The sequence below is a fragment of the Kutzneria kofuensis genome, from assembly GCF_014203355.1.
In the GTDB taxonomy this organism is placed as follows: Bacteria; Actinomycetota; Actinomycetes; order Mycobacteriales; family Pseudonocardiaceae; genus Kutzneria; species Kutzneria kofuensis.
In genome coordinates, this window is sequence record NZ_JACHIR010000001.1 from 6404259 (window position 1) to 6425269 (window position 21011).

General features: G+C 70.6%; 19 protein-coding genes. 10 read left to right on the forward strand and 9 right to left on the reverse strand.

Annotated elements, in window-relative coordinates; all coding sequences use genetic code 11:
- Window positions 1–55: 55 nt before the first annotated feature.
- Window positions 56–499, forward strand: a complete 444-nt coding sequence (locus tag BJ998_RS29640; protein ID WP_184866637.1) for a VOC family protein — start codon at window positions 56–58, stop codon at window positions 497–499.
- Between the two features lie 74 nt (window positions 500–573).
- On the opposite strand, the gene BJ998_RS29645 is transcribed toward BJ998_RS29640, so the two are convergent.
- The 6 genes from BJ998_RS29645 to eccCa form a co-directional block, all read right to left on the reverse strand.
- On the reverse strand, window positions 574–1293 hold the full coding sequence (locus BJ998_RS29645) for a transglycosylase SLT domain-containing protein (protein ID WP_184866638.1): 720 nt from the start codon (window positions 1291–1293) through the stop codon (window positions 574–576).
- A 1-nt stretch (window position 1294) separates the two neighbouring features.
- Window positions 1295–2539 carry a WXG100 family type VII secretion target gene (locus BJ998_RS29650; RefSeq protein ID WP_184866639.1) on the reverse strand — a complete coding sequence of 415 codons (1245 nt, stop codon included), beginning with the start codon at window positions 2537–2539 and terminating at the stop codon, window positions 1295–1297.
- Window positions 2530–2880, reverse strand: coding sequence for a DUF2563 family protein (locus tag BJ998_RS29655; RefSeq protein ID WP_052395864.1), 351 nt, complete (start codon window positions 2878–2880; stop codon window positions 2530–2532). Before BJ998_RS29655 ends, BJ998_RS29650 begins: the two co-directional genes overlap by 10 nt.
- Before the next feature lie 87 nt (window positions 2881–2967).
- Complete coding sequence (locus BJ998_RS29660; RefSeq protein WP_184866640.1) at window positions 2968–3270, reverse strand: hypothetical protein; 303 nt, start codon at window positions 3268–3270, stop codon at window positions 2968–2970.
- Window positions 3271–3286: 16 nt separating this feature from the next.
- On the reverse strand, window positions 3287–3646 hold the full coding sequence (locus BJ998_RS29665) for a WXG100 family type VII secretion target (RefSeq protein WP_312890390.1): 360 nt from the start codon (window positions 3644–3646) through the stop codon (window positions 3287–3289).
- Between the two features lie 188 nt (window positions 3647–3834).
- A complete protein-coding gene (gene eccCa / locus BJ998_RS29670; protein WP_312890391.1) occupies window positions 3835–7761 on the reverse strand; it encodes a type VII secretion protein EccCa in 3927 nt (1308 codons plus the stop codon).
- Between the two features lie 116 nt (window positions 7762–7877).
- Here eccCa and BJ998_RS29675 point away from each other — a divergent pair, with 116 nt between their 5' ends.
- From BJ998_RS29675 to eccD, 7 genes are all read left to right on the forward strand, one after another.
- Window positions 7878–9752: a multicopper oxidase family protein gene (locus tag BJ998_RS29675; RefSeq protein ID WP_184866642.1), complete on the forward strand. Its 1875-nt coding sequence runs from the start codon at window positions 7878–7880 to the stop codon at window positions 9750–9752.
- Window positions 9753–9833: 81 nt separating this feature from the next.
- Complete coding sequence (locus BJ998_RS29680) at window positions 9834–10574, forward strand: WXG100 family type VII secretion target (RefSeq protein ID WP_184866643.1); 741 nt, start codon at window positions 9834–9836, stop codon at window positions 10572–10574.
- 14 nt (window positions 10575–10588) lie between these two features.
- Entirely contained in the window at window positions 10589–11629 is a 1041-nt protein-coding gene (locus tag BJ998_RS29685) for a WXG100 family type VII secretion target (protein ID WP_184866644.1), read from the forward strand.
- A complete protein-coding gene (locus BJ998_RS29690; protein WP_184866645.1) occupies window positions 11626–13056 on the forward strand; it encodes an AAA family ATPase in 1431 nt (476 codons plus the stop codon). Before BJ998_RS29685 ends, BJ998_RS29690 begins: the two co-directional genes overlap by 4 nt.
- Window positions 13050–13520 carry a hypothetical protein gene (locus BJ998_RS29695; RefSeq protein WP_184866646.1) on the forward strand — a complete coding sequence of 157 codons (471 nt, stop codon included), beginning with the start codon at window positions 13050–13052 and terminating at the stop codon, window positions 13518–13520. The genes BJ998_RS29690 and BJ998_RS29695 overlap by 7 nt, the downstream gene beginning before the upstream one ends.
- On the forward strand, window positions 13513–13863 hold the full coding sequence (locus tag BJ998_RS29700) for a YbaB/EbfC family nucleoid-associated protein (protein ID WP_246488683.1): 351 nt from the start codon (window positions 13513–13515) through the stop codon (window positions 13861–13863). Before BJ998_RS29695 ends, BJ998_RS29700 begins: the two co-directional genes overlap by 8 nt.
- Window positions 13860–15221, forward strand: a complete 1362-nt coding sequence (gene eccD, locus BJ998_RS29705) for a type VII secretion integral membrane protein EccD (protein WP_184866647.1) — start codon at window positions 13860–13862, stop codon at window positions 15219–15221. The genes BJ998_RS29700 and eccD overlap by 4 nt, the downstream gene beginning before the upstream one ends.
- A 101-nt stretch (window positions 15222–15322) precedes the next feature.
- Here the strand turns inward: eccD and BJ998_RS29710 are convergent, their stop codons facing one another.
- Window positions 15323–16402, reverse strand: a complete 1080-nt coding sequence (locus BJ998_RS29710; protein ID WP_184866648.1) for a type VII secretion protein EccE — start codon at window positions 16400–16402, stop codon at window positions 15323–15325.
- A 162-nt stretch (window positions 16403–16564) separates the two neighbouring features.
- On the opposite strand from BJ998_RS29710, the gene eccB reads away from it, so the two are divergent.
- The gene (eccB, locus tag BJ998_RS29715) at window positions 16565–17932 is read left to right on the forward strand and encodes a type VII secretion protein EccB (protein WP_184866649.1); all 1368 of its coding nucleotides are present in this window, start codon (window positions 16565–16567) and stop codon (window positions 17930–17932) included.
- Window positions 17933–17946: 14 nt separating this feature from the next.
- Window positions 17947–18606 (forward strand): LuxR C-terminal-related transcriptional regulator, encoded by a 660-nt coding sequence (locus BJ998_RS29720; RefSeq protein WP_184866650.1) that lies wholly within the window; start codon window positions 17947–17949, stop codon window positions 18604–18606.
- A 6-nt stretch (window positions 18607–18612) separates the two neighbouring features.
- On the opposite strand, the gene BJ998_RS29725 is transcribed toward BJ998_RS29720, so the two are convergent.
- Window positions 18613–20292, reverse strand: coding sequence for an APC family permease (locus BJ998_RS29725; protein WP_184866651.1), 1680 nt, complete (start codon window positions 20290–20292; stop codon window positions 18613–18615).
- Window positions 20293–20462: 170 nt separating this feature from the next.
- Entirely contained in the window at window positions 20463–20963 is a 501-nt protein-coding gene (locus BJ998_RS29730) for a winged helix-turn-helix domain-containing protein (RefSeq protein ID WP_184866652.1), read from the reverse strand.
- Between the last annotated feature and the right edge of the window lie 48 nt (window positions 20964–21011).

Consider the following 21011-nt stretch of genomic DNA (forward strand, 5'->3'; position numbering starts at 1 on the left):
AGCGCATGCTACCAGCTGTGAATGCAGTGCCACTGCATTGAAATTGGAGGTGCCAATGCCGCAGCTCACGGGCATCCACCACGTCAAGTTCCCGGTCAGCGACCTGGCGGTCAGCCGCGCCTGGTACGAGAAGGTGTTCGGGTTCGAGGTGACCCTGGAGTTCCCCGACTCCGACGGCGTCGTCCGGGGCATCGCCGGCACCGCGAAGGGCCTCGGCGAGCTCGGCCTCGGCCTGCGCGAGCACCCGGCGGCGGCCGCCGGCATCAAGGGCTTCGACCCGGTCAGCTTCGGCATCGAGGACAAGGCGGCGGCCGACGAATGGGCGGCCCACCTGGACGACCTCGGCGTGCCGCACTCGTCGGTCATCGACGCGACCGTCGGCTGGCTCCTGGTGTTCCACGACCCCGACGGCACCGAGATCCACCTGTACAGCTTCGCCGCGCACGGCATCGACCAGACCGGGCGCCGGGGCTACGGCCGGCCCGTCGTGCGGACGTAGGCAATGATCGGGGGGCGGAAGCGGTGTGCCCGAAACCTACATTCGGTGTGCCTGAGAGCGTGACTCGCGGGGGATCAGGGCATCAGTGACAGGTACGAGCGGGCGGTCTGCTCGTCACCCTGCTGATAGTTGGCGGAGCTGGACCGGACGCCGGCGGACAGCGCCGAAGCCCGGTTCTGCTCGGCGGTGATCCGGGAGGCCAGCGACTCCAGCAGCTTGGCGTGCACCTCGGCGGCCTGCTGCGACTGCGGCAGGCCGCCGAAGGCGGACGCGGCCGGGCCGGGGGACCCGACCTCGCCCTGGACGGACCGGAGCCGCTGGGCCTGCGCGGCGAGCTCGGCGGCCACCTGGTCCAGGGCGCGCGGCGCGGCCCGGAACGAGGTGGGGGTGGCGCCGCCGACCGCCGCGCCACCCGTGACCTGGCGGCTCGCGGTCCTCGCCTGGTTCAGGTAGCCGCGATACGCGCCGTTGGTGTACGTCGACCAAGGCCGGAAGTTGGTGCCGTGGCGGGAAATCGTGTACGCGTGGCGGGCGTTGGTCGCGGGGTCGGCGTTGGCCTGGGCGTTGCGCAGGGCCTGCTCGGAGGCGGTGCCGTGGCCGGGGTTGAGGGACCGGATCTGCCACAGCCCGACGGACGGGCCCCAGGTCCCGGTCTGCAGGTTGATGTCGCCGTGGATGCCGGTGTCGCCGTGGGATTCGGCCAGTGCCACGGCGACGGCGGTGGTCAGCGAGTCGCCACGGAAGCCGGCGTTGTAGGCGTACTGGGCGATCTCCCGGGCGCTGATGGTGGGCACGTCAGAAGTCCTCGCCGATCACGGACGGCGCGACCGCCGACGACTCGCCCCACACGTCCTCGGTCTCGACCAGCCAGGGCGGGATCCGCCGCCCGCCACCCATGTCTCCGGAACCGGCCCCGTTCATCGGCATCATGGGCATCATCGGCCCCATCGCCTTGCTGCCGGCCGCATCCGCGACGGCCGCGCCCAGCGCTCCGCCGGCGATGTCCGCGGCCGGGCCGGAACCACCGGACAGCATGCTGGCGTCCGCGGTCGGCACGGAACCCGGCACACCGCCGCCGATTCCGCCGCCACCGCCGCCGCCCATGCCGCCGGGAAGCTTGAACGAGCCGCTGCTCGCGCCGTCACCGAGCTTCGCGCCGGTCGGGGTGGTCGGCTTCTCGTCGCTCTTGGGCTTGGCGAAGCCGGGAACCTTGGGCATGATCGAGCCGAACCGGCCGAACGCCGCCGCCGACGCGGCCGCGAGCCCGGCGGTGAACATGCCGCCGAACAGCGGAGAACCGGTCTGCGTCTGGCCAGTGGTCGGCACGCCGCCGGCCGGCAGGGTCGTCGTGGTGCCGGTGGCCGTGTTCACCCACGTGGTCGACACGATCGGCGCACTCACGGCGCCGGTGCCGGACTGCGTGGTCGTCGGCGCGGTCCCCGACGGCACCTGCTCGGCGTTGGGCGACGGCGGAATCGACTGCTGCGCCGTCGTGTAGTCGCCGGCCAGCGCCTGCATCACCATCACGGCCTCGGCGTGCGCCGCATTCGACGCCGCCACCGCCTGCTGCTGGTCACGCACCTGCGCGATCGCGGCGGCCTGCTGTTGCTGCATCTGCGCCACGACCTGCGGCGGCGTGTCCGCCTGCACCTGGATCTGCGTGGTGGCAAGGGACATCACCGACGGCGACACCTGCGGCACGTTCACCGGCTTGGGCATCTTGGCCCGCGCGGTGGTCAGCGCCTCGCCCGCGTCGTGCGTCAGGTCCCGCATCGCGAACGCGGTGTCGGCGACCTTGCGGATGCCCTCGGCGAGATCGCTGATCATCGACTGGTACTGCTGCGCCGCGCCGCCCTGCCACTTGTCCTTGAAGCCGGTCAGCTGCGACTGCAGGTCGTTGGCCTTGTCGTGCAGGCCCTTGCCGGTCGAGTCCCAGATGTCCGCGGCGTCGCCGACGGTGTCCGGGTCGCTGGCGAACAGCATCGTGTAGAGCTGTTCGTGGCTGTACTGCGCGAAGTTCGTGTGTGGGGTCATGTCCATGTGGAGTCACCCTGGCTGTCCGCGTAACCGGTCGTCACCTGCATGCCGCTGGCCAGATCGTCGTCCAGCCGCTCGTAGCCGGTGGCGACGGTCTTCGTCACGTTCTCGGCGAACTCGATCGCCTGCCGCACCTGGTCGAGCAGGCCGTGCATCTCCGCGACCGCCGCCTTCGTGCGCTGCGCCAACGTGAACGCCTCGCCGAAGTCGCCGAGCAGCACCGGCGCCGACGCCAGCTGCGTGAGCTGGTCCATCGGGTTGCCCATGCCGTCCAGCTGCGTCTGCAGCTCGCGGGCGAAGTCGGTCAGCGACTCCAGGTGGACGGAGAACGACTGGTCCCACATCCCTGGTCAGCTCCCCAGTTAGTCCGTGTTCGACACGCGCGCCGACGGCGGCGGTCCGGCGCCGGGCCGGACCGCCGCCGCCGGAGGTCACGCGAAGTACTGCGTGTTCTTGTTCTCCAACGCCAACTGGAGGTCGTGCGCCTCCATCACCTTGCCGCCGAACTGGCCGATGATGTTGGTGATGTCGTTGGTGGCGTTGCGCAGCCGCGTCTCGGCCTGCTCCGCCGCCTGGCCCGCGGAGCTGCCGGAGGCGTACCAGGTGGCCTTGATCGGCTGCAGCGCGGTGTGCAGCTGGTCCAGGTACTCCTGCAGGGCCTTCGCCTTGGCGGCCAGGGTCTGCGAGCTGACCTGGAGCGCCGCGAAGTCGACGCTGATCTGGTCGGCGGTCATCGTGTGCTCCCTCTGGTCAGGCCAGCGTTCCGCCGGTGAGGCGGCCGAAGACCGCGCCGCCGGCGTCGACGTTGTTGGACAGGCTGGTCAGGCTCTGGGCGACCGTGCTGTCACCGCTGCCGTAGTTGTGGAAGCTCTGGTTCACCAGGTTCGACATGGTGTCGAGCTCGGTGCTCGCAACCCGCATCTTGTCCTGCAGCTGGGTGTGCAGCTGCCAGAACGCGGTGGCCTGGCTGCCCTGGTAGTGGCTCAGCGCCGAGACCAGGTCGTTCTCCAAGTCCGACATGGTCTTCTTGGCGTTCGCCGCGCACTCCTCGAAACCCTGGACCGCTCGCGTCATCGCCGCTGCGTCGGCCTTGAAGCCGGGGCTGCTCACGGGCCACCTCCTCTCGCTCGACTGCCTTCTCGTCACCGGTAACGCTAGGAACAGCGAGGCTTTGAGCAAACGGCACAACTGCCATGTGCGGTGACGGCACTATTACCCACAGGACTTTCGCGCCGCGTGCCGCGCGGGGCTCGGCCCCCCTTTAAGCCGATGCCTCGCGACTCCTCAGCTGGCCGCAGCTAGTTGGACAAACCGACCTGTACAAGGGAGGTTCGGGCACGACGGCGGACCAGCTGACCACGGCCGGGCGGCTGGGCGGTGGGCTTGGCGTCGCCCAGCAGGATGCCCTCCTCCTTCGAGCCGGACAGCACGAGGCCGGGGGAGCCGAGTTCCCGCACCCGTTGCACGAGCGGCTCGAACAGCGCACGGGAGGCGCCGCCGCTGGCCCGGGCGATGATCAGGTGCAGGCCGACGTCCCGGGCCTGGGGCAGGAAATCCATCAGGGGGGACAGCGGATTCCGGCCCGGATTGGCCACCAGCTCGTAGTCGTCGACGAGCACGAACAGCTCGGGCCCGGTCCACCAGCTGCGTTCCCGCAGCTGCTCCACGGTCACCTCGGGCCCGGGCAGCCGGGTCCGCATGGCGGCAGCGGCCTCGGACACCAGGCCGGTGACGGCGTTCTCCGCGCCGGCATAGCCGAGCAGGTGCGGGCCGGTGACGGCGTCCAGTAGGCCGCGCCGGTAGTCCACGACGATGATCGCGGCCTCGTTCGGCGTGTACCGCTCGGTGATGCCCTTGGCGATGGTCCGCAACAGGGTCGTCTTGCCGGACTCGACATCGCCGAAGGCCAGGAAGTGCGGCTCCGCGGCGAAATCCAGGTGAACGGGCTTGAGGTCGGCCTCGGCCAGGCCCAGCGGCACGGCCTTGCCGTCGCCGCCGGAGATCTCCGTGAGCGGAACCTCCCGGGGCAGCAACCGGACCGGCGGCGCGGGCGGCCGGCTCCACGCCTTGGTGACGGCCTCGACGAACGCGGTCGTGCCGGCGGCCAGCGATCCCGGCCGCTGGTCACCGTCCACTCTGGGCAGTGCGGTGAGGAAGTGCAGCTTGTCCTTGGTGAGGCCGCGTCCCGGCGCCCCGGCCGGCACGTTCTGCGCGGCGCGGCGGTCGATCGAGGAGTCGGCCGGGTCACCGAGCCGGAGTTCGAACCTCGTTCCGGCGGCGTCGCGCAGTTGCGGCCGCACGCCCATCCACCAGTTGGCGGAGACGATCACGTGGATGCCGAAGCCCAGGCCACGAGCCGCGAGCCCGATCACCTCCTGCTCCAGCTGTTCCTGTTCCTCGCGCAGCGTCGCCCAGCCGTCGACGACGAGGAAGACGTCCCCGAACTCGCGGCCGTCGGTGCTCTCGGTGAACTCGGACCGGCGCTGCCGGAACGTGTTGATCGAGTCGATTCCGTTGGCGGCGAAGAACAGTTCCCGCTCGGCCAGCAGCGTCGTCACCTCGGCGACGACGCGGCGGAGGCGCTCCGGCTCGCGCCTGGTGGCGTAACCGCTGGTGTGCGGCAGGCCGGAGATCGGCCGCAGCGCGCCGCCGCCCATGTCCAGCACGAAGAACTGGGCTTCGGCCGGCGTGTGGGTCAGCGCCAGCACACCGATCAGGGTGCGCAGCAACGTGCTCTTGCCGCTCTGCGGCGCGCCGACCACCATCGCGTTGCCGGCCGCCCCGGACAGGTCCGCCCACAGCAGGTCCCGCCGCTGCTCGAACGGCTTGTCCACGATGGCGATCGGCACGATCAGCCGGCCGTTGCCGCCCCAGCCGACCGGGCACAGCCCGCGCTCCGGATCCACGCCCAGCGGCGGCATCAGCTGGTCCAGCGTCGGCGGCTCGCCCAGCGGCGGCAGCCAGATCTGGTGTGCGTCGGGTCCCTTGCCCTGCAACCGTTCCACGATCGTGCCCATGATCGTCTCGCCGGTGCCGGGCAGCTCCGGCGTCGCCGGGGCCTCCACGACCTCGGGAATGGGCGTCGGCGCCAGCGTGAACGGCAGCACCGTGCGGACCTGCGTCGGCCCGGCCTCGACGACTCCGCGCGGCGGCAGCTCGCCGGACACGAACGCCGCCTTGAACCTGATCAGCGTCTCCGTGTCCACGCGCAGATAACCCGAACCCGGCACCGGCGGCAGCTGGTGCGCGTCGGCGACACCGAGCACGGAACGGCTTTCCGAGGCGGAGAACGTGCGCAGGCCGACCCGATACGACAGGTGCGAGTCGAGCCCGCGCAGCCGGCCTTCCTCAAGCCGTTGCGAGGCAAGGAGAAGGTGGATGCCGAGGCTGCGGCCGAGCCGGCCGATCATGACGAACAGGTCGATGAACTCCGGCTGGCTGGACAGCAGCTCGGAGAACTCGTCGATGATCACCAGCAGCGACGGCAGCGGATCCAGCGACGCGCCGTCCATGCGGGCCCGCTCGTAGTCGCGGACCGAGGCGTAGTTGCCGGCCGCCTTCAGCAGTTCCTGCCGGCGGACCAGCTCGCCCTTGATCGCGTCGCCCATCCGGTCGACCATGGACAGGTCCTCGGCCAGGTTGGTGATCACCGCGCAGGTGTGCGGCAGGCCGGTCATGCCGGCGAAAGTCGCGCCGCCCTTGAAGTCGATCAGCGCCAGGTTGAGCTGTTCGGACGAATGCGTCGCCGCCAGGCCGATCACCAGTGTGCGCAGCAGTTCGCTCTTGCCGGAGCCGGTCGCGCCGATCACCAGGCCGTGCGGGCCCATGCCGCCCTCGGCCGACTCCTTCAGGTCCAGGTCGACCGGCCGGCCGTCGGGGTCGACGCCGATCGGCAGCCGAAGCCGCTCCCGCGCGGTGCGGCGGCGCCACGTGACCGCCGTGTCGAGGTCGCGGGGATCGCCGATGCCGAGCAGCCCCGGCAGCCCGAAGCTCGCCGCCATCGGCGACTCGGACACCACTGGTTTGCCCTGGTAGAGCGGGGTGAGCTGGCGGGCGAGGGCCTCGGCCGAAGCGTGGTCGAAGCGGTCGGGGCGGCCCAGCAGCGCGATCCGCCGGTCGCTGTCCTCGCCGACGACCATGCCCAGCCGCTCGCCGGCCACGTGCAGGAACAGGTCGGTGTCCTGGGCGGGTTCGTCCGGGATGCCGCCGCTCACATCGATCACCGTGACGGCATGGCGGCCGCCGACCGCGGTCAGCCGACTGTCATCGGACGTCCGGCCGCCGTCCAGAACCACGACAATGTGCTGGTACTCAGGGGAATTCGCCTTGCTGAACGGCGGCCGCTCGCCGAGGTCGGCGCCGAGCAGGTCGGCCAGCAGGCCGACGCGGTCCGCCACCAACCGGGTCGGGCCGGTCGGATCGCCGGTCGAGCCCTGGTTGTGCGGCAACCACTTCGCCCACTCCCAGTCCCGGATCCGGTTCGCCGGCAGGCAGAACGCGATGCGCAGGTCGGTCGGCGAGTGGAAGGCGGCCAGCTGGGCCAGCACGGCCCGGACCAGGTCCAGCACCTGCCGCCGGTCGCCGGTCACGGTGATCCGCGCGAACGAGCGCAGCGAGATCGCCACCGGCAGGTCCTGGACAGTCGCGTAGGCGCGGATGAAATGCCGCAAGGCCGTGGAGGAGACGGGATCGAGGTCCTCCAGCGGCACGGTTTGCGGCGCCCGCAGCGGAGTGGCGAGCCGCTGCGGACCGGTGCCGACGCGGACCCGGCCGAACGCCGCGTCCATCCGCCGCCGTTCCCACAGCCGGCCGCGCTCCACGAACGCCCACAGGTCGGCCGGGTCCGGCTGGGCGGCGGTCAGCGCGATCCGCTGTCGCTCCGCCACTTCCCGCACCTGGCCGCGCAGGCCCGTCAGGTAGCGCTGGTAGTCCCGCCGCTCCTCGTTGATCTGCGCCTTCTTCGCCGCCCCGCCCCGGGCCAGCGACATGATCACCATGCCGGCCATGGACACCGCGAACAGCGCGCCGAAGACGTAGGTCATCACGCCGCCGCTGCGTCCGATGTAGACGAACGACATGGCGCCCATGCCGAGCATCATCGGCAGGAAGAACAGCAGCTGCACCGCGCCCTGGTTGGAGCCCTTGGGCAGCATCGGCGGGGACTGCAGCACGATCTCGCCGCTGGGTGGCTCCAGCGGCGCCCGCCGGGTCTGCGTAGCACTCACCACGGCATTCTGCCCAGAACCGGGCCCGGTTCTTGTGGGTAGTTCTACCGTCATGAGGGATGGCAGACCCACCGGTCCACAGGTGTACTCCGCTGCGACACGCAGGAGGACACCCCATGAACGACCCCGTCGACCGCCGCTCGTTCCTCACCACCGCCGTGCTCGGCTCCGCGGGCGTCGTGGCCGGCGCGAGCCTGCTAGCTCCCCCGGCGGCAGCGGCGCCGACGCCGGCCACGCCCGATTTCGGGCTCACCAAGTTCCTCGATCCGCTGCGGATTCCGCCGGTGCTGCGGCCGCATGCGCGGCGCCAGGACCAGATCACGGTCACCATGAAGAACGCGCGGATCAAGCTGCATTCCCAGCTGCCGGCGACCGAGATGTGGACGTACGAGGGGCATTTCCCCGGCCCGACCATCGAGGTGTGCAGCGGCCGACGGCTGCGTGTGGCGTGGACCAACGACCTTGACGGGAAGATCCCGCTCACGGCGGTGAAGGTGCCGTTCCGGAAGCCGTCGCCGGCCAACGTGCCCGGCTACCGCAACCCCGACGGCAGCCTGCCCGCCGGGGTGGAGCTGATCGACGGCGCCGCCGACCTGCCGCCGTGGACCGTCGTGCACGTTCACGGCGCGGTGACCAACGCCGGCAGCGACGGCTGGACGCACAACGCGATGCTGCCGGGGAATTCGCAGCTCGCCGAGTACCCGAACCGCCAGGCGGCGTCGCCGCTGTGGTACCACGACCACGCGATGGCGATCACCCGGTTCTCCGTCTACGCCGGGCTGTGCGGCATGTTCCTCGTGCGGGACGAGGAGGAGGACCGGCTGGGGCTGCCCAGCGGCGACCACGAGGTTCCGCTGGTCATCAGCGACCGCAACCTCGACACCGACGGCTCCGGGGCGCTGACCGGCAAGCTGCTGTACAAGATGCCGTACGCGCCGGCGACCGGCACGATGGTTCCGGTCACCGGCCCGTTCACCCTGGTCAACGGCGTCATCTGGCCGCATCTGGACGTGCAGGCGCGCTGGTATCGCTTCCGGGTGCTCAACGCGGCCAACTCCCAGTTCTTCCGGCTCGATCTGGTCGACGAGGCCGGCGTCGTGCCCAACGACGCCGTGCGGATCATCGGCACCGACGGCGGCCTGTTGCCCGCGCCGGCCGAGGTGCCCGCGGGCGGCGTGACCCTGACCCCGGCCGAGCGGATCGACCTGCTGATCGACTTCAGCCGGTTCCAGGGCCGGCGCTTACGCCTGACCAGCACCGGCAGCGTGGTCGAGCCGGACATCATGGAGTTCCGGGTGGAGAACCGCAGCCGCCGCGACCCGTTCCGGCTGCCGCAGCGGCTGTCGAAGTCGTACGTGCGGTTGGTGCACGGCACGACCGTGCCCGAGGAACACGAGCACGTGTTCGTGGCGATGCTGCCGCCGAACGTGGCCGGCGAGCCGAACCCGACCATGTGGGAGCTGCGGGAGATCACCGACCCACCGGCGCAGTTCCCGGCCAACGGGATCATCCAGCTCACCGATCCGAACACCGGCAAGGTGAGGACGTTCCGTCGCGGCGCGGCCTTGTTCGACGACACGACGTCGTTCTTCTTCCACCGTGGTCAGTGGGTGGTGTGGAACTTCCTCCAGCTCGGCAGCGCCCCGCACCCGATGCACATCCACGCCGCACGGTTCCAGCTGCTGAGCCGGCGGACGTGGACCGACCTGTCGGCGTTCGACCTCGCCACCGGCGGCACGAGTAGACCGATGCCCGTGCCGACCGAGGGGCCGGTGATCGAGAAGTGGGAGCAGGGCTGGAAGGACACCTTCCAGGCCCGGCAGGGGGAGTGGCTCACCGTCGCCGGCCGGTTCGACGGCGCGACCGGCGAGTTCATGTACCACTGCCACATCCTCGAACACGAGGACATGGGCATGATGCGGCCGTTCGTCGTGCACCCGCCGGAGGTGGCCAGGGTGATGGGCACGGGCGGCTCCGGGCACCACATGTAGTGGGTACTTTTGCCGTCTGGGTTGCCGTCGCGCCCGCTCTACGCTCCGTCCCACAAGGTCGCCGACCAGGGAGGGAGTGGGATGGACACCGGTCAGTACGAGGTGCGTCCGGAGGCCATGCGGTCCGCGGTCGGCAACATCGGCGGCATCATCATGCAGACCGTCAACGCCGTGCTCGACCTGGAGGCGCTGGTGTTGGCGCCGACCTCGTTCGCGATGATCGGTGACGCGGTCGCGTCCGGCAACGTCGCGATGCAGGCGCAGCAGGTCGCCGCGTTGCAGTCGCTGCTGAAGGGCCTGCAGGCCGTCAACGACCTGATCCGCAAGAGCGCCGACGCGTACGACGACGCCGACCGCGCGGTGGCGCAGGGTTTCGGCGGCAATCCGTCCGCCGGCACGGCCAACACCGCGAGCCTGTGGTCCAGCCCGGCGGCCGGCCTGGTGGCGGCGCAGGCGTTCAACGACAGCGTCGGCGGCGCGGGCGATCCGCACTCGGTGGCGAACGTGCTGGACTACCTGGGACACGCGGGCCTCGGCCACGACTCGTCGGCCGGACAGTTCGCCCATGACAGCACGGGTTTCGCCAACTGGCTGGACTCGAGCCCCAATCACCAGGCCCAGGTCGGCGTGATCGGCGTGTACTCGGGCGTGGCCCGCAACCTCGGCGACATCCCCGGCGGCGTGCACGCGGGCGACGTGGTGGTGGTCAACTCCACCATCGGCGTCGCCGGCGCCGGCGGGCAGCTCTACAACCACGGCCTGCTCACCCCGGACTTCGGCGGCCTCGCGATGGTCCGCGTCTACCGTCCGATGCCGGCCTGACAGGAGAGACCACCGTGTTCACGTTCCCGAACTCCAGCGCGATGGACGCGACGGCGAGCTCCGGCGGGCCGATCACGTTCCTGCCGCGCATCGTCACCGGCCAGCCCGAGCAGATCGCCGCGCACGTCGCGCACGTGCTGGACAAGGCCAAGCAGTTCGTCACGCTGATGGACGACTTCGCCAAGGCCGAGAAGCAGCTGGCGCAGGTGTGGTCGGGCGCGGCGTCCGAGACGGCGCTGAAGAAGATCACCGACTCGCTGCAGTCGTTCGAGAAGATCATCAAGGTGGTGCAGGAGGGCGCGCAGCTGCTCGGCGTGGCCGGCACGCTGGTCAAGTCCGCGCAGGCCGCCTACACCTCGGTCGTCTCGGCGGTGAACCCCACCGTTGCCGCGCTGATGTCGAACCCGTGGACACACGCGGCAGCGGTCGCGCTGTCCACCGCGACCTCGGCCTCGCTGCGCGGCTTCATCGAGGCGATCGGCGGGCTGCTCAAGACGTTGGGGCTGACCAAGCTCGGCACCGAGCTGACGACGCTGGCGTCGATCATCCAGGAGCTGGAGAAACTGTTCGGTGGCACCAACTCCGCCTCGGCGTCGACCCCCGGCGGCACCACGCCGTCGACGTCGACCGTGACGAGCACCCCGGTGACCGCGCCGGTCGCGCCGCCGCCGGTGGCCTCGCCGACCGGCCAGTTGGTGGCGTCGCACACGACGCCCACGCCGGTGACGCAGTCGAACCCGTACGCCTACACGCCGCCCGCGCTCGGTGGGACGGGAACCACGCCGAGCACGGCCGATTCGTGGATCCCGGTCGACCCGCCGGCCGGGACCACCCCCGCCGGGACGACTCCCGCCGGGTCCACGCCTGTCGTCTCGGTCCCGCCGGTCACCGATCCCGGCGTGATCAAGGTGACCACGACGATCGGCGCCGAGTCGACCACCGTGGAGATTCCGACCGGCCACGACGCCCAGGTCGACGTGGACATCCCGGTCAACGGCGAGCACGTCACCGAGCACATCTCCGTGACGGGCACCGGCAAGGTCTCGGTGTCGTGACCGACATCTCCGGGGTCGTCGCCTCGGTCCTCACCCGATACCTGACCGTGCTCGACGAGTGCGCCAAGCAGGTCACCGGCGATCCCGCCGCGCTGCAACGACAAGCGCAGCGGCAGGCGGACGAGGCGACGAACCTGGCCGCGGTGTCGGCGGAGATCTCCAGCTGTGCCGGGAAAACCGACGCCAGTTGGCAGGGCACCGCGCAGCGGGCGTTCGCGTCGGCCGCCGGCGTGCTCACCAAGGACATCGAGGACGTCACCCAGCAGCTGAAGGCCGAGGCGCAGCGGCTGTCGATGACCGCCGCCGCGATCCAGACCACGATGTCCGCGATGGACACCGTGCGGGCCGAGTTTCTCCAGTACGCCAGGGTACTCGTCGACGAGGCTCGGACCGCGGCGACCGGCTCCGAGCAGGCGTTCCTCAACGCGGCCCAGCAGTTGGGCGACTCGGCCGTGAGGTCGGCGACCGCGCTGCGGCAGCGGCTCGTCGACGCCTTGACCCAGTTGTACGGCCTGAAGCCGGAAACCTCGGAGCCGGCGGAGTCTTCGGAGAAGGAGGACGAGGGACCGGGCAAGGTCAAGGTCGACTTCGCGCAGCTGAAGAAGGGTTCGCTGTCGTGGATCGGCGAGGAGATCCTCGACGGCCGCAAGCGGCCGCGCTCGGTGCCGTCCTGGTTCTCCAACTCCGGCTGGTACAAGCTGACCGAGGACGGCTTCTCCGGCACCCGTGCGCCGAAGAAGGACGACACCCCGTTCGGCGACGCCGAGCTGCCCGAGCACGCGTCGACCGGCCAGAAGCTGTGGCACAGCACGGACATCACGCTGCTCAAGGGCGAGGGCGTGCTCGGTGACGAGAGCTGGGGCGCGAAGGTCGGCGACAACGTCGACGAGGCCCACCTCTCTGTCGGTCCTCGTGCCACCTGGGACGCGGCCGCGCTCGTGCACGGCGGCGAGTTCCGCCTCGACGGCAAGGTTCAGGGCACCCTGGCCGATGTCGGCGCGAGCGGCGCGTTGACCAACGGCGTCGTCACGGCGAAGGGTGACGTCGACGCGTACGTCGGCGGACAGCTGGGCGGCCATCTCGACGGCAGCACCCACGGCGTCGCCGCGCACCTGGATGCCTTTGCCGGAGCCAAGATCAGCGGATCCGCCGGTGTCGACGTGGCGGGCATCGGCGTCGGCGCGAAGGGCGAGCTGGAGGCCGGCATCGGCGCGCAGTTCGACGGACAGGCCACTATGGACAATGGCCACATCAAGGTCAACTTCAAGGTCGGCGCCGCCCTCGGCGTCGGCGGCAGCCTCGGCGCGAACATCGACATCGACCTGCCCAAGGTGTGGGAGACGGCGTCGCACTACGGTCACGAGGCGTACGAGTCGGTGAGCAACACGGCGTCGCAGGCGGCGCGGGCGATCGGATCGGTATGGTAGAGCTGCCGCTGGGACTGGACGTGCCGGACGGCTGGGTTCCCGTGGACCCGGCCGAATCGGGGGCTCCCGGCGCGGCGCTCGTCGTCGTGTTGCCCACGCCCGAGGGGGAGTTCACCCCGAACATCACCGTCGGCGTCGGTGAGCCCCAGTCCACTGTGGACGTGCACGCGGCCGCCGACGCCGCCGTGGAACGGCTGTCCGAAGTGGCCGACGAACTCGTGGTGCGCAGCCGGCAGGACGTGGGCGAGGAGCCCGCTCCCGGTGTCGCCCAGGTGATCGACCTGCTGGTGGGTGGCCAGCGGCTCGCGCAGTACCAGGTGCACCTGTCGATTCCGTTGCCGGACAACGACGGGCACGTGGCGGTGGAGCTGGCCGGCACCTGCACGCCGTCGCAGGCCGAGCGGGCGGTGCCGGACTTCCAGCGAGTGGTGGGCAGTTTCCACCTGCGCGCGGACGATGAGTGAGAGGCGGATCATGGACCTGGAGACCGGTGTCGACGTGCAGGGCCTGCTCGATCAGGTGCGGGCGCAGCAGGAGCAGGTGCAGCGCATCCAGCGCGGCGTCGAGGCCATGGAGGTCAAGGGGTATTCGCGCGGCAACGAGGTGACCGTGTCGCTGCGGGGCAGCGGGCAGTTCACCGACGTCAGCATCGATCCCGAGGCGATGCGCCGCTACAACGCCCGTGACCTGGGGGACATGGTGCTGGAGGCCGTCAACGACGGTTTACGCAAGATGGCCGAGGCCACCAGCGCCCGGTTCGCGCCGGTGATCGAGGCGGCCGGCCGGATGGAGCGGTTCACGTCATGATCTCCACGACGCGCCGGATCACCGTTGTCACTCCCCGGGCGCGTGTGGATGTCGCGCTGCCGGTGCAGAGCACCCTCGCCGAGCTGGTGCCGCAGCTGGTCCGCCTGTCCGGCGCCGAGGGGCAGGCGTCACCCGACAATCCGGGCTGGGTGCTGTCCCGGCTCGGCGATTCGCCCTTCCCGCCGGGCCTGACTGTCGCCGCGATCGGCCTCCGTGACGGCGAAGTGCTGCACCTGAGCCCACGCGAACGACAGGTCGTGCCCCTGCTTTTCGACGACGTCGTCGACGCCATCGCCAGCGTCGCCGCGACGAAAACCGGCGCCTGGGCCGGACATATCGCCCGCCGATCGGCTCAGTTGGCCGCCGTCGTCGCTTTGCTCGGCGCCGGAGTCCTGCTCGCCGCCGGCCTGTCGGGCACGTGGTTCGCCCCGGCTTCTTGCGGCGCCTTCGCGCTGGTTCTGTTGCTCACCGGTGGCGCTTTGTCCCGTGCCTACGGCGATTCCGGCTCCGGCGTCGCTTGTGCGACCGCCGGCGTCGGTGCCGCCTTGTTGGCCGGCTTGACCGCCGTGCCGCCCTTCGCCGTGTCCTTGGACGTCGCCTCGCTCGCCGCCGGCCTGGCCGCGTTGACCGCATACGGCGTTCTGGCCGCCGTTCTGCTGTCCGACCGGTTGCCGTGGTTCGGCGGCCTGGCCGTGGCCGCCGGTGCCGGCACGATCACGTCCGCCATCGTTCTGTTGTCCGGCGTTCCCGTCGCCGGCCCCGCCGCCGTGCTGACCGCGCTGATGACCGCCTTGGCCGCATTGGCCCCGATGTTGGCTTTGCGCCTGGGAAAGCTGCCTCTGCCCCGCGTGCCCGCCGACATCGAGTCCTTCCGGGCCGAGGAGGAGCCGACCCTCGGCCCCGATGTGCTGGACCAGACCGCCAGCGCCGAGCGGATTCTCACCGGTTTGCTGGCCGCTCTGGCCCTGGCCGGCGTCGGCGGCGTCTTCGCTTTACTGGGTGACGATTCCCCTTGGCCGGCCGCTCTTTCCGGTGTTCTGGGCGTGGTGTGGCTGTTGCGTTCGCGCTCATACGCCGGCACCGCCCAGCGGCTGGTCCTGCTGTTGGCCGGCCTTGCCATGCTCGGCCGCCTCGGCGCTTGGCTCATCGCGTGGCAACACGGCACCCTCGTCGCCGTCGGTGTGCTGGTCGTCGCCGCGGTCCTGTGTCTGGCCCACGCCTCCCGCGTCCGCCGGGGCCTGCGGTCGCCCTACTGGTCGCGGATGATGGACATCGCCGAGTTCCTCGGCCTCATCGCCATCGTGCCTCTGGTCGGCGCTGTGCTGAACGTCTACGAGGTGGTCCGCGGCGTCCTGTAGCCCCCCGGATGCTTGCGCACGTGAGTGGCTCACTTGGCGGCCAGAGCCAAGTGAGCCACTCACGTGCGCTTCGGTGTGCCGCTGAGCGGGACTCGCCGGGGTTACTCCGGGGTGGCCAGGGGGAGAGACCGGAGCAGGGCGGCCGACTGGCGGCCGTTGGCCGGGTACAGGTCGGCGGCGAGGCGCTTGACCAACCCCTCGGGGCGTTGCTGGGCGTGTTTGGCGACGTAGCCGACCCGCAGCGACACCGACGTCTCCGTCGTGCCGCGAGGGGTGCGGCGAAGCAGCAGCGAGCTGCACGTGAACTCGGTCCCGGGGACCAGAACGCCCAGGACCTCGGTGGCGACCCGAGGGCCCGGGGCGAAGGACGTCTGGGTGAGGCGGCCGATGGACCAGGTCCGCCAGGTCTCGTCGACCTTCACCATGGGGCGGGCGCCGGGGGTGGAGCCGGCGAAGGCACGGGGGTCGGCGCCGAGGGCGACCAGGAGGTCCTGGCGTAGCTCCGGCTCGTCCAACACCGCGGAGGCCTGGCCGGCTTCGGCCAATCGGCCGACCAGGCCAAGGGCGGCGCTGGCGGCGGCACGGTCGGAGCCGGTGGAACCGCCGCCACGGGCCAGGGCGGCGCCGGGCGCGACGGAAGGGCGGTACCGCAGGGCGAGCCAGTGGATCCGCATGGGCTCGACGGAGGTCGGCCCCGGCACGGTCCACACCACGAGCTGGGCGCCGGCGAGGGGGATGTCGGTGCGCTGCTGGGCTTCCCGCAAGGCGGTGACCAGCACGTCCAGCTCGGGCCGCACGCCGGAAGGCAGGCGTACGACGGCGACGCGGTCGGGGCCGATGGATGCCAGACCCACGCGGTTGCCGGCGCGGTCGACGTGACGGACAAAACCCAAACCGGGCAGGACCGCCGCGATGGGGTCCTGCGAGGGAGAAGGCTTGGAGCGGCGCAGATACGACAGACGCACGCCGATCCACTGGTACAGGCACAGGCCGCCGCGACGCACCGAGGTCACCGCGATCAAGAGCACGGCGACGGCGGCGACGACAATTCCGGTCACGTCGAACGGCTGAGAGGTCATCAGGACCGCAAGAGCGGCGATCTGCCACACGGCGATCTGGCCGGCGGTGACCGGACGCAGCCACCGCGCCCTGACCCGCGTCCTCGTGTCTGCCAACGTCATGGCGCTGCGACGCTCCTTGCCCTCGTGTCCGGCAAAGCTGCCCGAAAATCCTCGAACTTCTCCCGGGCGCCGCAGGCAGCATAGGTATGCTCGGGGCGCCCCGTACAGAGGGATTTCTTACCGGGCAAGGTGTTTCTAGGGGGCACGGGCTGGGGGCACGTGGTGTGGACGCAGCGAGACCAGATCCAGGCGTACCAGTTTCTCCGGCGCCGCCTGGTGTCGGCGCTGGTCGCCGCCGACGCGAACCACCCGGTGTCGCCGAGCCGGCGGCTGGTGCTGGGCGTCGCGATCGGTGCGGGCGCGGCTCTGCTGGTCACGGCGGTGTTCGGCGTGCTGGGCGTCCTCAACCCGACCGGTGACGCCGATTGGCGGCAGGGTGGCCAGGTGATCGTCGAGCAGGAGACGGGCGCGCGGTTCGTCCTCGGCCAGGACAAGCTGCTGCATCCGGTGCTGAACTTCGCCTCGGCCCGCCTGCTGGCGGGCGGCAACGGGGACAAGACCGTGACCGTGCCGGCGGCGACGCTGGCGAGCGTCTCTCGCGGCCCGGCCTACGGCATCCCGGGTGCGCCGGACTCACTTCCGTCGACGGATCGCTTGCTGGGCGGAGCGTTCACGAGTTGCACGAGCGCGTCCGCGGATCACCCGGCCGGCGTGGAACCGGTGTCGACGGTCATTCTCGGCCCGGTCAGCGGCGGCACGCCGGAGCCGAACGGCCAGGGCCTGCTGGTGCAAGCGCATTCCGGCGACCGCTACCTGATCACGGCCGGTCGGCGCTACGCGCTGCCGGATGCGGCGTCGATCACGGCGCTCGGCTATGACGGCCTGCCGTTCGTGCCGGTCGCCAGCGCCTGGCTGGACACCGTGCCGGCGGGCCAGGCGCTGGGCCTGGTCAAGGTGGACGGCAGCGGCGCCGGCGGCCCGAGCGTCGGCGGCAACGCCACCCGAGTCGGCCAGGTGCTGCAGGCCGACAACGGCGGGTTCTACCTGGTACGGAAGGATTCCGTGCAGGCCATAACCCAGACCGAGGCGAAGCTCGTCGCCGGCAACCCGGCGAACACCGGCACCCGCACGATCCAGGTGTCGACGGCGGACGTGAACTCCGCGCCACGGGCCACGACGTCCACTGTGGACGAGAATGCCGGCGGTTATCCCGTCAGGGTGCCGCAGGTGGTCGCCACGGTGCCGGCGACGATCACGTTGTGCGCCAGCGGGTCCAAGGTCACCGTGAGCAAGGCTGTGCCGCTGCCGAGCGACGCGCACCCGCTCGCCGTGGACCCGACCGATGCCCGAGGCGTGCAGAACGTCTACGTGCCACCGGGTTCCGGTGCTCTGGTGAAGGACCGCTCCAACGCCGTGTACCTGATCACCGACACCGGCAGCAAATACCCGGTCGCGGACGCGGATTCGGTCAAGGCGCTGGGCTACGGCGGCGTCGACGCGCCGACCGTCGACACCAGCCTGCTCGCGCTGTTGCCCAAGGGCCCGGCGCTGGACCGGTCCGCCGCCACGAAACCGGCGCCGGTCAACTGAGGGGAGCGGAACACATGGGGGCCGAAGGGGAGCCGATCGTCGTCGGCGTGATCGAGGACCACCCGCTATACCGCGCGGCGGTGGCCCGGGTGCTGGCCGACGCGCCGGACATCGAACTGGGTGTGGTCGCCGACTCGGTGGGGCGTTTCGCCGCCGGTCGGCAGCGGCCGGACAGCGTTGTGGTGCTGGACCTCAAGCTCCGGGGCGTGCAGGACGCGGCGGCGGTGCTGGAGGTCGTCGGCATGGGCCACAAGGTGCTGGTGGTGTCCGCTCACGCGGGCCAGGCGGAGGTGCTGGGAGCCATTGCGGCCGGCGCGAGAGGCTACCTGTCCAAGGATTCGGACGGCGACGAGATCCTGCGGGCCGTGAGGGAGATCGCGATCGGCAACAGCTACGTGTCGCCGACGCTGGCCTCGTTCGTGCTCAACTCGTCACGGGAGCGGCACAGCGGGCCGAAACTGGTGCTCTCCGACCGCGAGCGGCAGGTGCTGTCGCTGCTCGCGGCCGGCGAACGGGACCAGGACATCGCCGAGGCGATGAACATCACGGTCCGAACGGTGCGGTCCTATTTGGACCGGATCCGGGACAAGACCGGCCGCCGCCGTCGGCCCGAGCTGACCAGGCTCGCGATCGAGGAAGGCATCGCGCACGAGGTGGCCAGGCGGGCCGACTGAGCGGGATCAGGCGGTGGTGATCTCCGGTCCCTGGGCCAGCTCGGCCTCCTCCGCGTCCACCGCGGCGAGCACCTTTTCGCTGGGCAGCGCGCAGTTGACCGCCCAGTAGAAGATCGCGAGGCTGAACACGACGATCACCAGCACGTCGATGCCGTCGGGCAGGATGTTGCTGGGCGGGTCGTCCGGGCCGCTGCTGTAGCGGCCGAGGTAGCCGAGCACGACCTGGCCGACCAGCCACGGCACGACCCACTGGGCGGAGCGCAGGTTGAGGTCGGAGCGCTTGTCGGAGGGCTGGAAGGCCCTGGTGACGAAGAAGATGACCAGGCCGATGACGACCGCGATGCCGATCTTGTAGACGACGTCCCAGCCGCTCCAGTAAATGATCAGGTTGGCGCAGATGAAACCGAGCGGCGCGAGCACGGCGGGCATCGGCGCCCGGTACGGCCGGGGCCGATCCGGGTCCCGCCTGCGCAGCGCGGTCAGCGAGACCGGCGCGAAGGCGTACATCACCGCGGTGGCCGAGGTGACGATGCCGACCAGCTTCTGCCAGCTGGGGAACGGCGCGAACGACGCCTCGCCGATGACGAACGCGAGCACGATCGACCACAGCGGCACGCCGCGCACGCTCAGCTTGCCGAACACGCCCGGGATCTGCTTGTCCCGGCCCAGCGCGTAGGTCAACCGCGCCGAGGTGCCCACGTAGATCAGGCCGGTGCCGGCCGGTGACACGAAGGCGTCGATGTAGAGCACGTAGGCCAGCCAGCCGGCGCCGGCGGCGATGGCCAGCGTGGCGTACGGGCCGAAGTCTCCCTTGGCGATCGGGTCGGCCCAGCCGTGCACCAGGTTCGCCGGGTCGAGGCTGCCGATGAACGCGATCTCCAGCAGGATGTAGACGATCGCGCCGATGCCCATCGCCACGATCACCGCGCGGGACAGGTCCCGCTTCGGGTCGGCGGCCTCGGCGGCCAGCTGGATGCACTGCTCGAAGCCCTGCAAGGCGAACACCACGCCCAGTGGCAGCGCCGCGAACACGCCGTGCAGGCCGAACGGCATGAAACCGCCGCCGGCGCTGAAGTTGGAGCCGTGGAAGCTCAGCGGCAACAGCACCAGCACCGTCAGCAGCGGCACCGCGGTCTTCCACAGCACCGTGATGGTGTTGCTCTCCGACAGCAACTTCACGCCGACGATGTTGACCAGCGTGAACACGATCATCAGCAGCGTGGCCCAGAAGAACCCGCTGGCGGTCAGCGTGCCGTCCAGGTCACCGCCGATGTGCAGCAGGTTCAGGTTGTCCTTGACCCATGGGATGTTGTCCAGGTACGCCAGGCTGGCCTCGACCTCGATCGGCGCGATGGCCACCGCCTGCAGCCAGGCCGACCAGCCGGCGATGAAGCCGGTGATGCTGCCGAAGGCGAACAGCGGGAACCGCGCGGTGCCGCCGGCGACCGGGTAGGCCGCGCCCAGCTCCGCGTGGATGAGGGCCAACACAGCCAACATCGCCGCCGCCAGCACCCAGGAGATGAGTGAGGCGGGGCCGGCGGCCTTGGCGGCGTTGAGCGCGCCCAGCAGCCAGCCCGACCCGATGATCGAGCCGAGCGAGATGAACATCAGCCCGTAGAAGCCGACGGTTCTCTTGAAATGCCCGGATCCACCCGGTGACGAAGCGACGTTTGACGGCGAAGCCATCGCTCACCCCTGCTCTCTGGTCCACTATGGACGTGACCTGCACCACCCGTTCAGGTGTGGCGGAGCATGGCGTAAAGCCGGGCCGATGTGAACCGGTCTCCCGGTTACGATCTGGTTTTGGGTCCGGATTTGAGGAAGATTTGAGGTTCTAGCCCGACATATCGGGCGGTTCAGTCCTCGATGATCACCCGTTCAGCCCCGTCCATGCGGTAGCCCACGCCACGGACGGTAGTGATCAGCTCGGCGGCGGGGCCGAGCTTGCGGCGCAACCGGCGAACGTGCACGTCCAGTGTCCTGGTCTCGACACCGTCGGGCAGGCCCCACAGCTCGGACAACAGAGCGGTGCGCAGCTGCACGTGTCCGGGACGGCGGGCCAGGTGCAGCAGGAGGTCGAACTCCATGCGGGTCAGCTCGACGGCGCCGTCCCGGTGGAAAACCCGCCTGGCGGCCGGCAGGATCCGCAGCTCACCGCGCTCGTACGCGCGGGGCTGCGTCGGCACGGAGACGGTGAGCGTGGTGCCCGGCACGTCCACCGCGGTGCGCACGGCGTCGACGACGCGGGCGGCCACCAGCGGGGCCTGGTCGTTGTTCGTACTGACCCGAACGACCACCGTGACCTCGGCGGCCTGGCTCGAACTGACTGTCATCGGGGCGGAGAACTGGTACGGCATGGTGGTTTCCTCGCAAAAGTGATGGATAGGGGCGCGGCTACTTCGGCG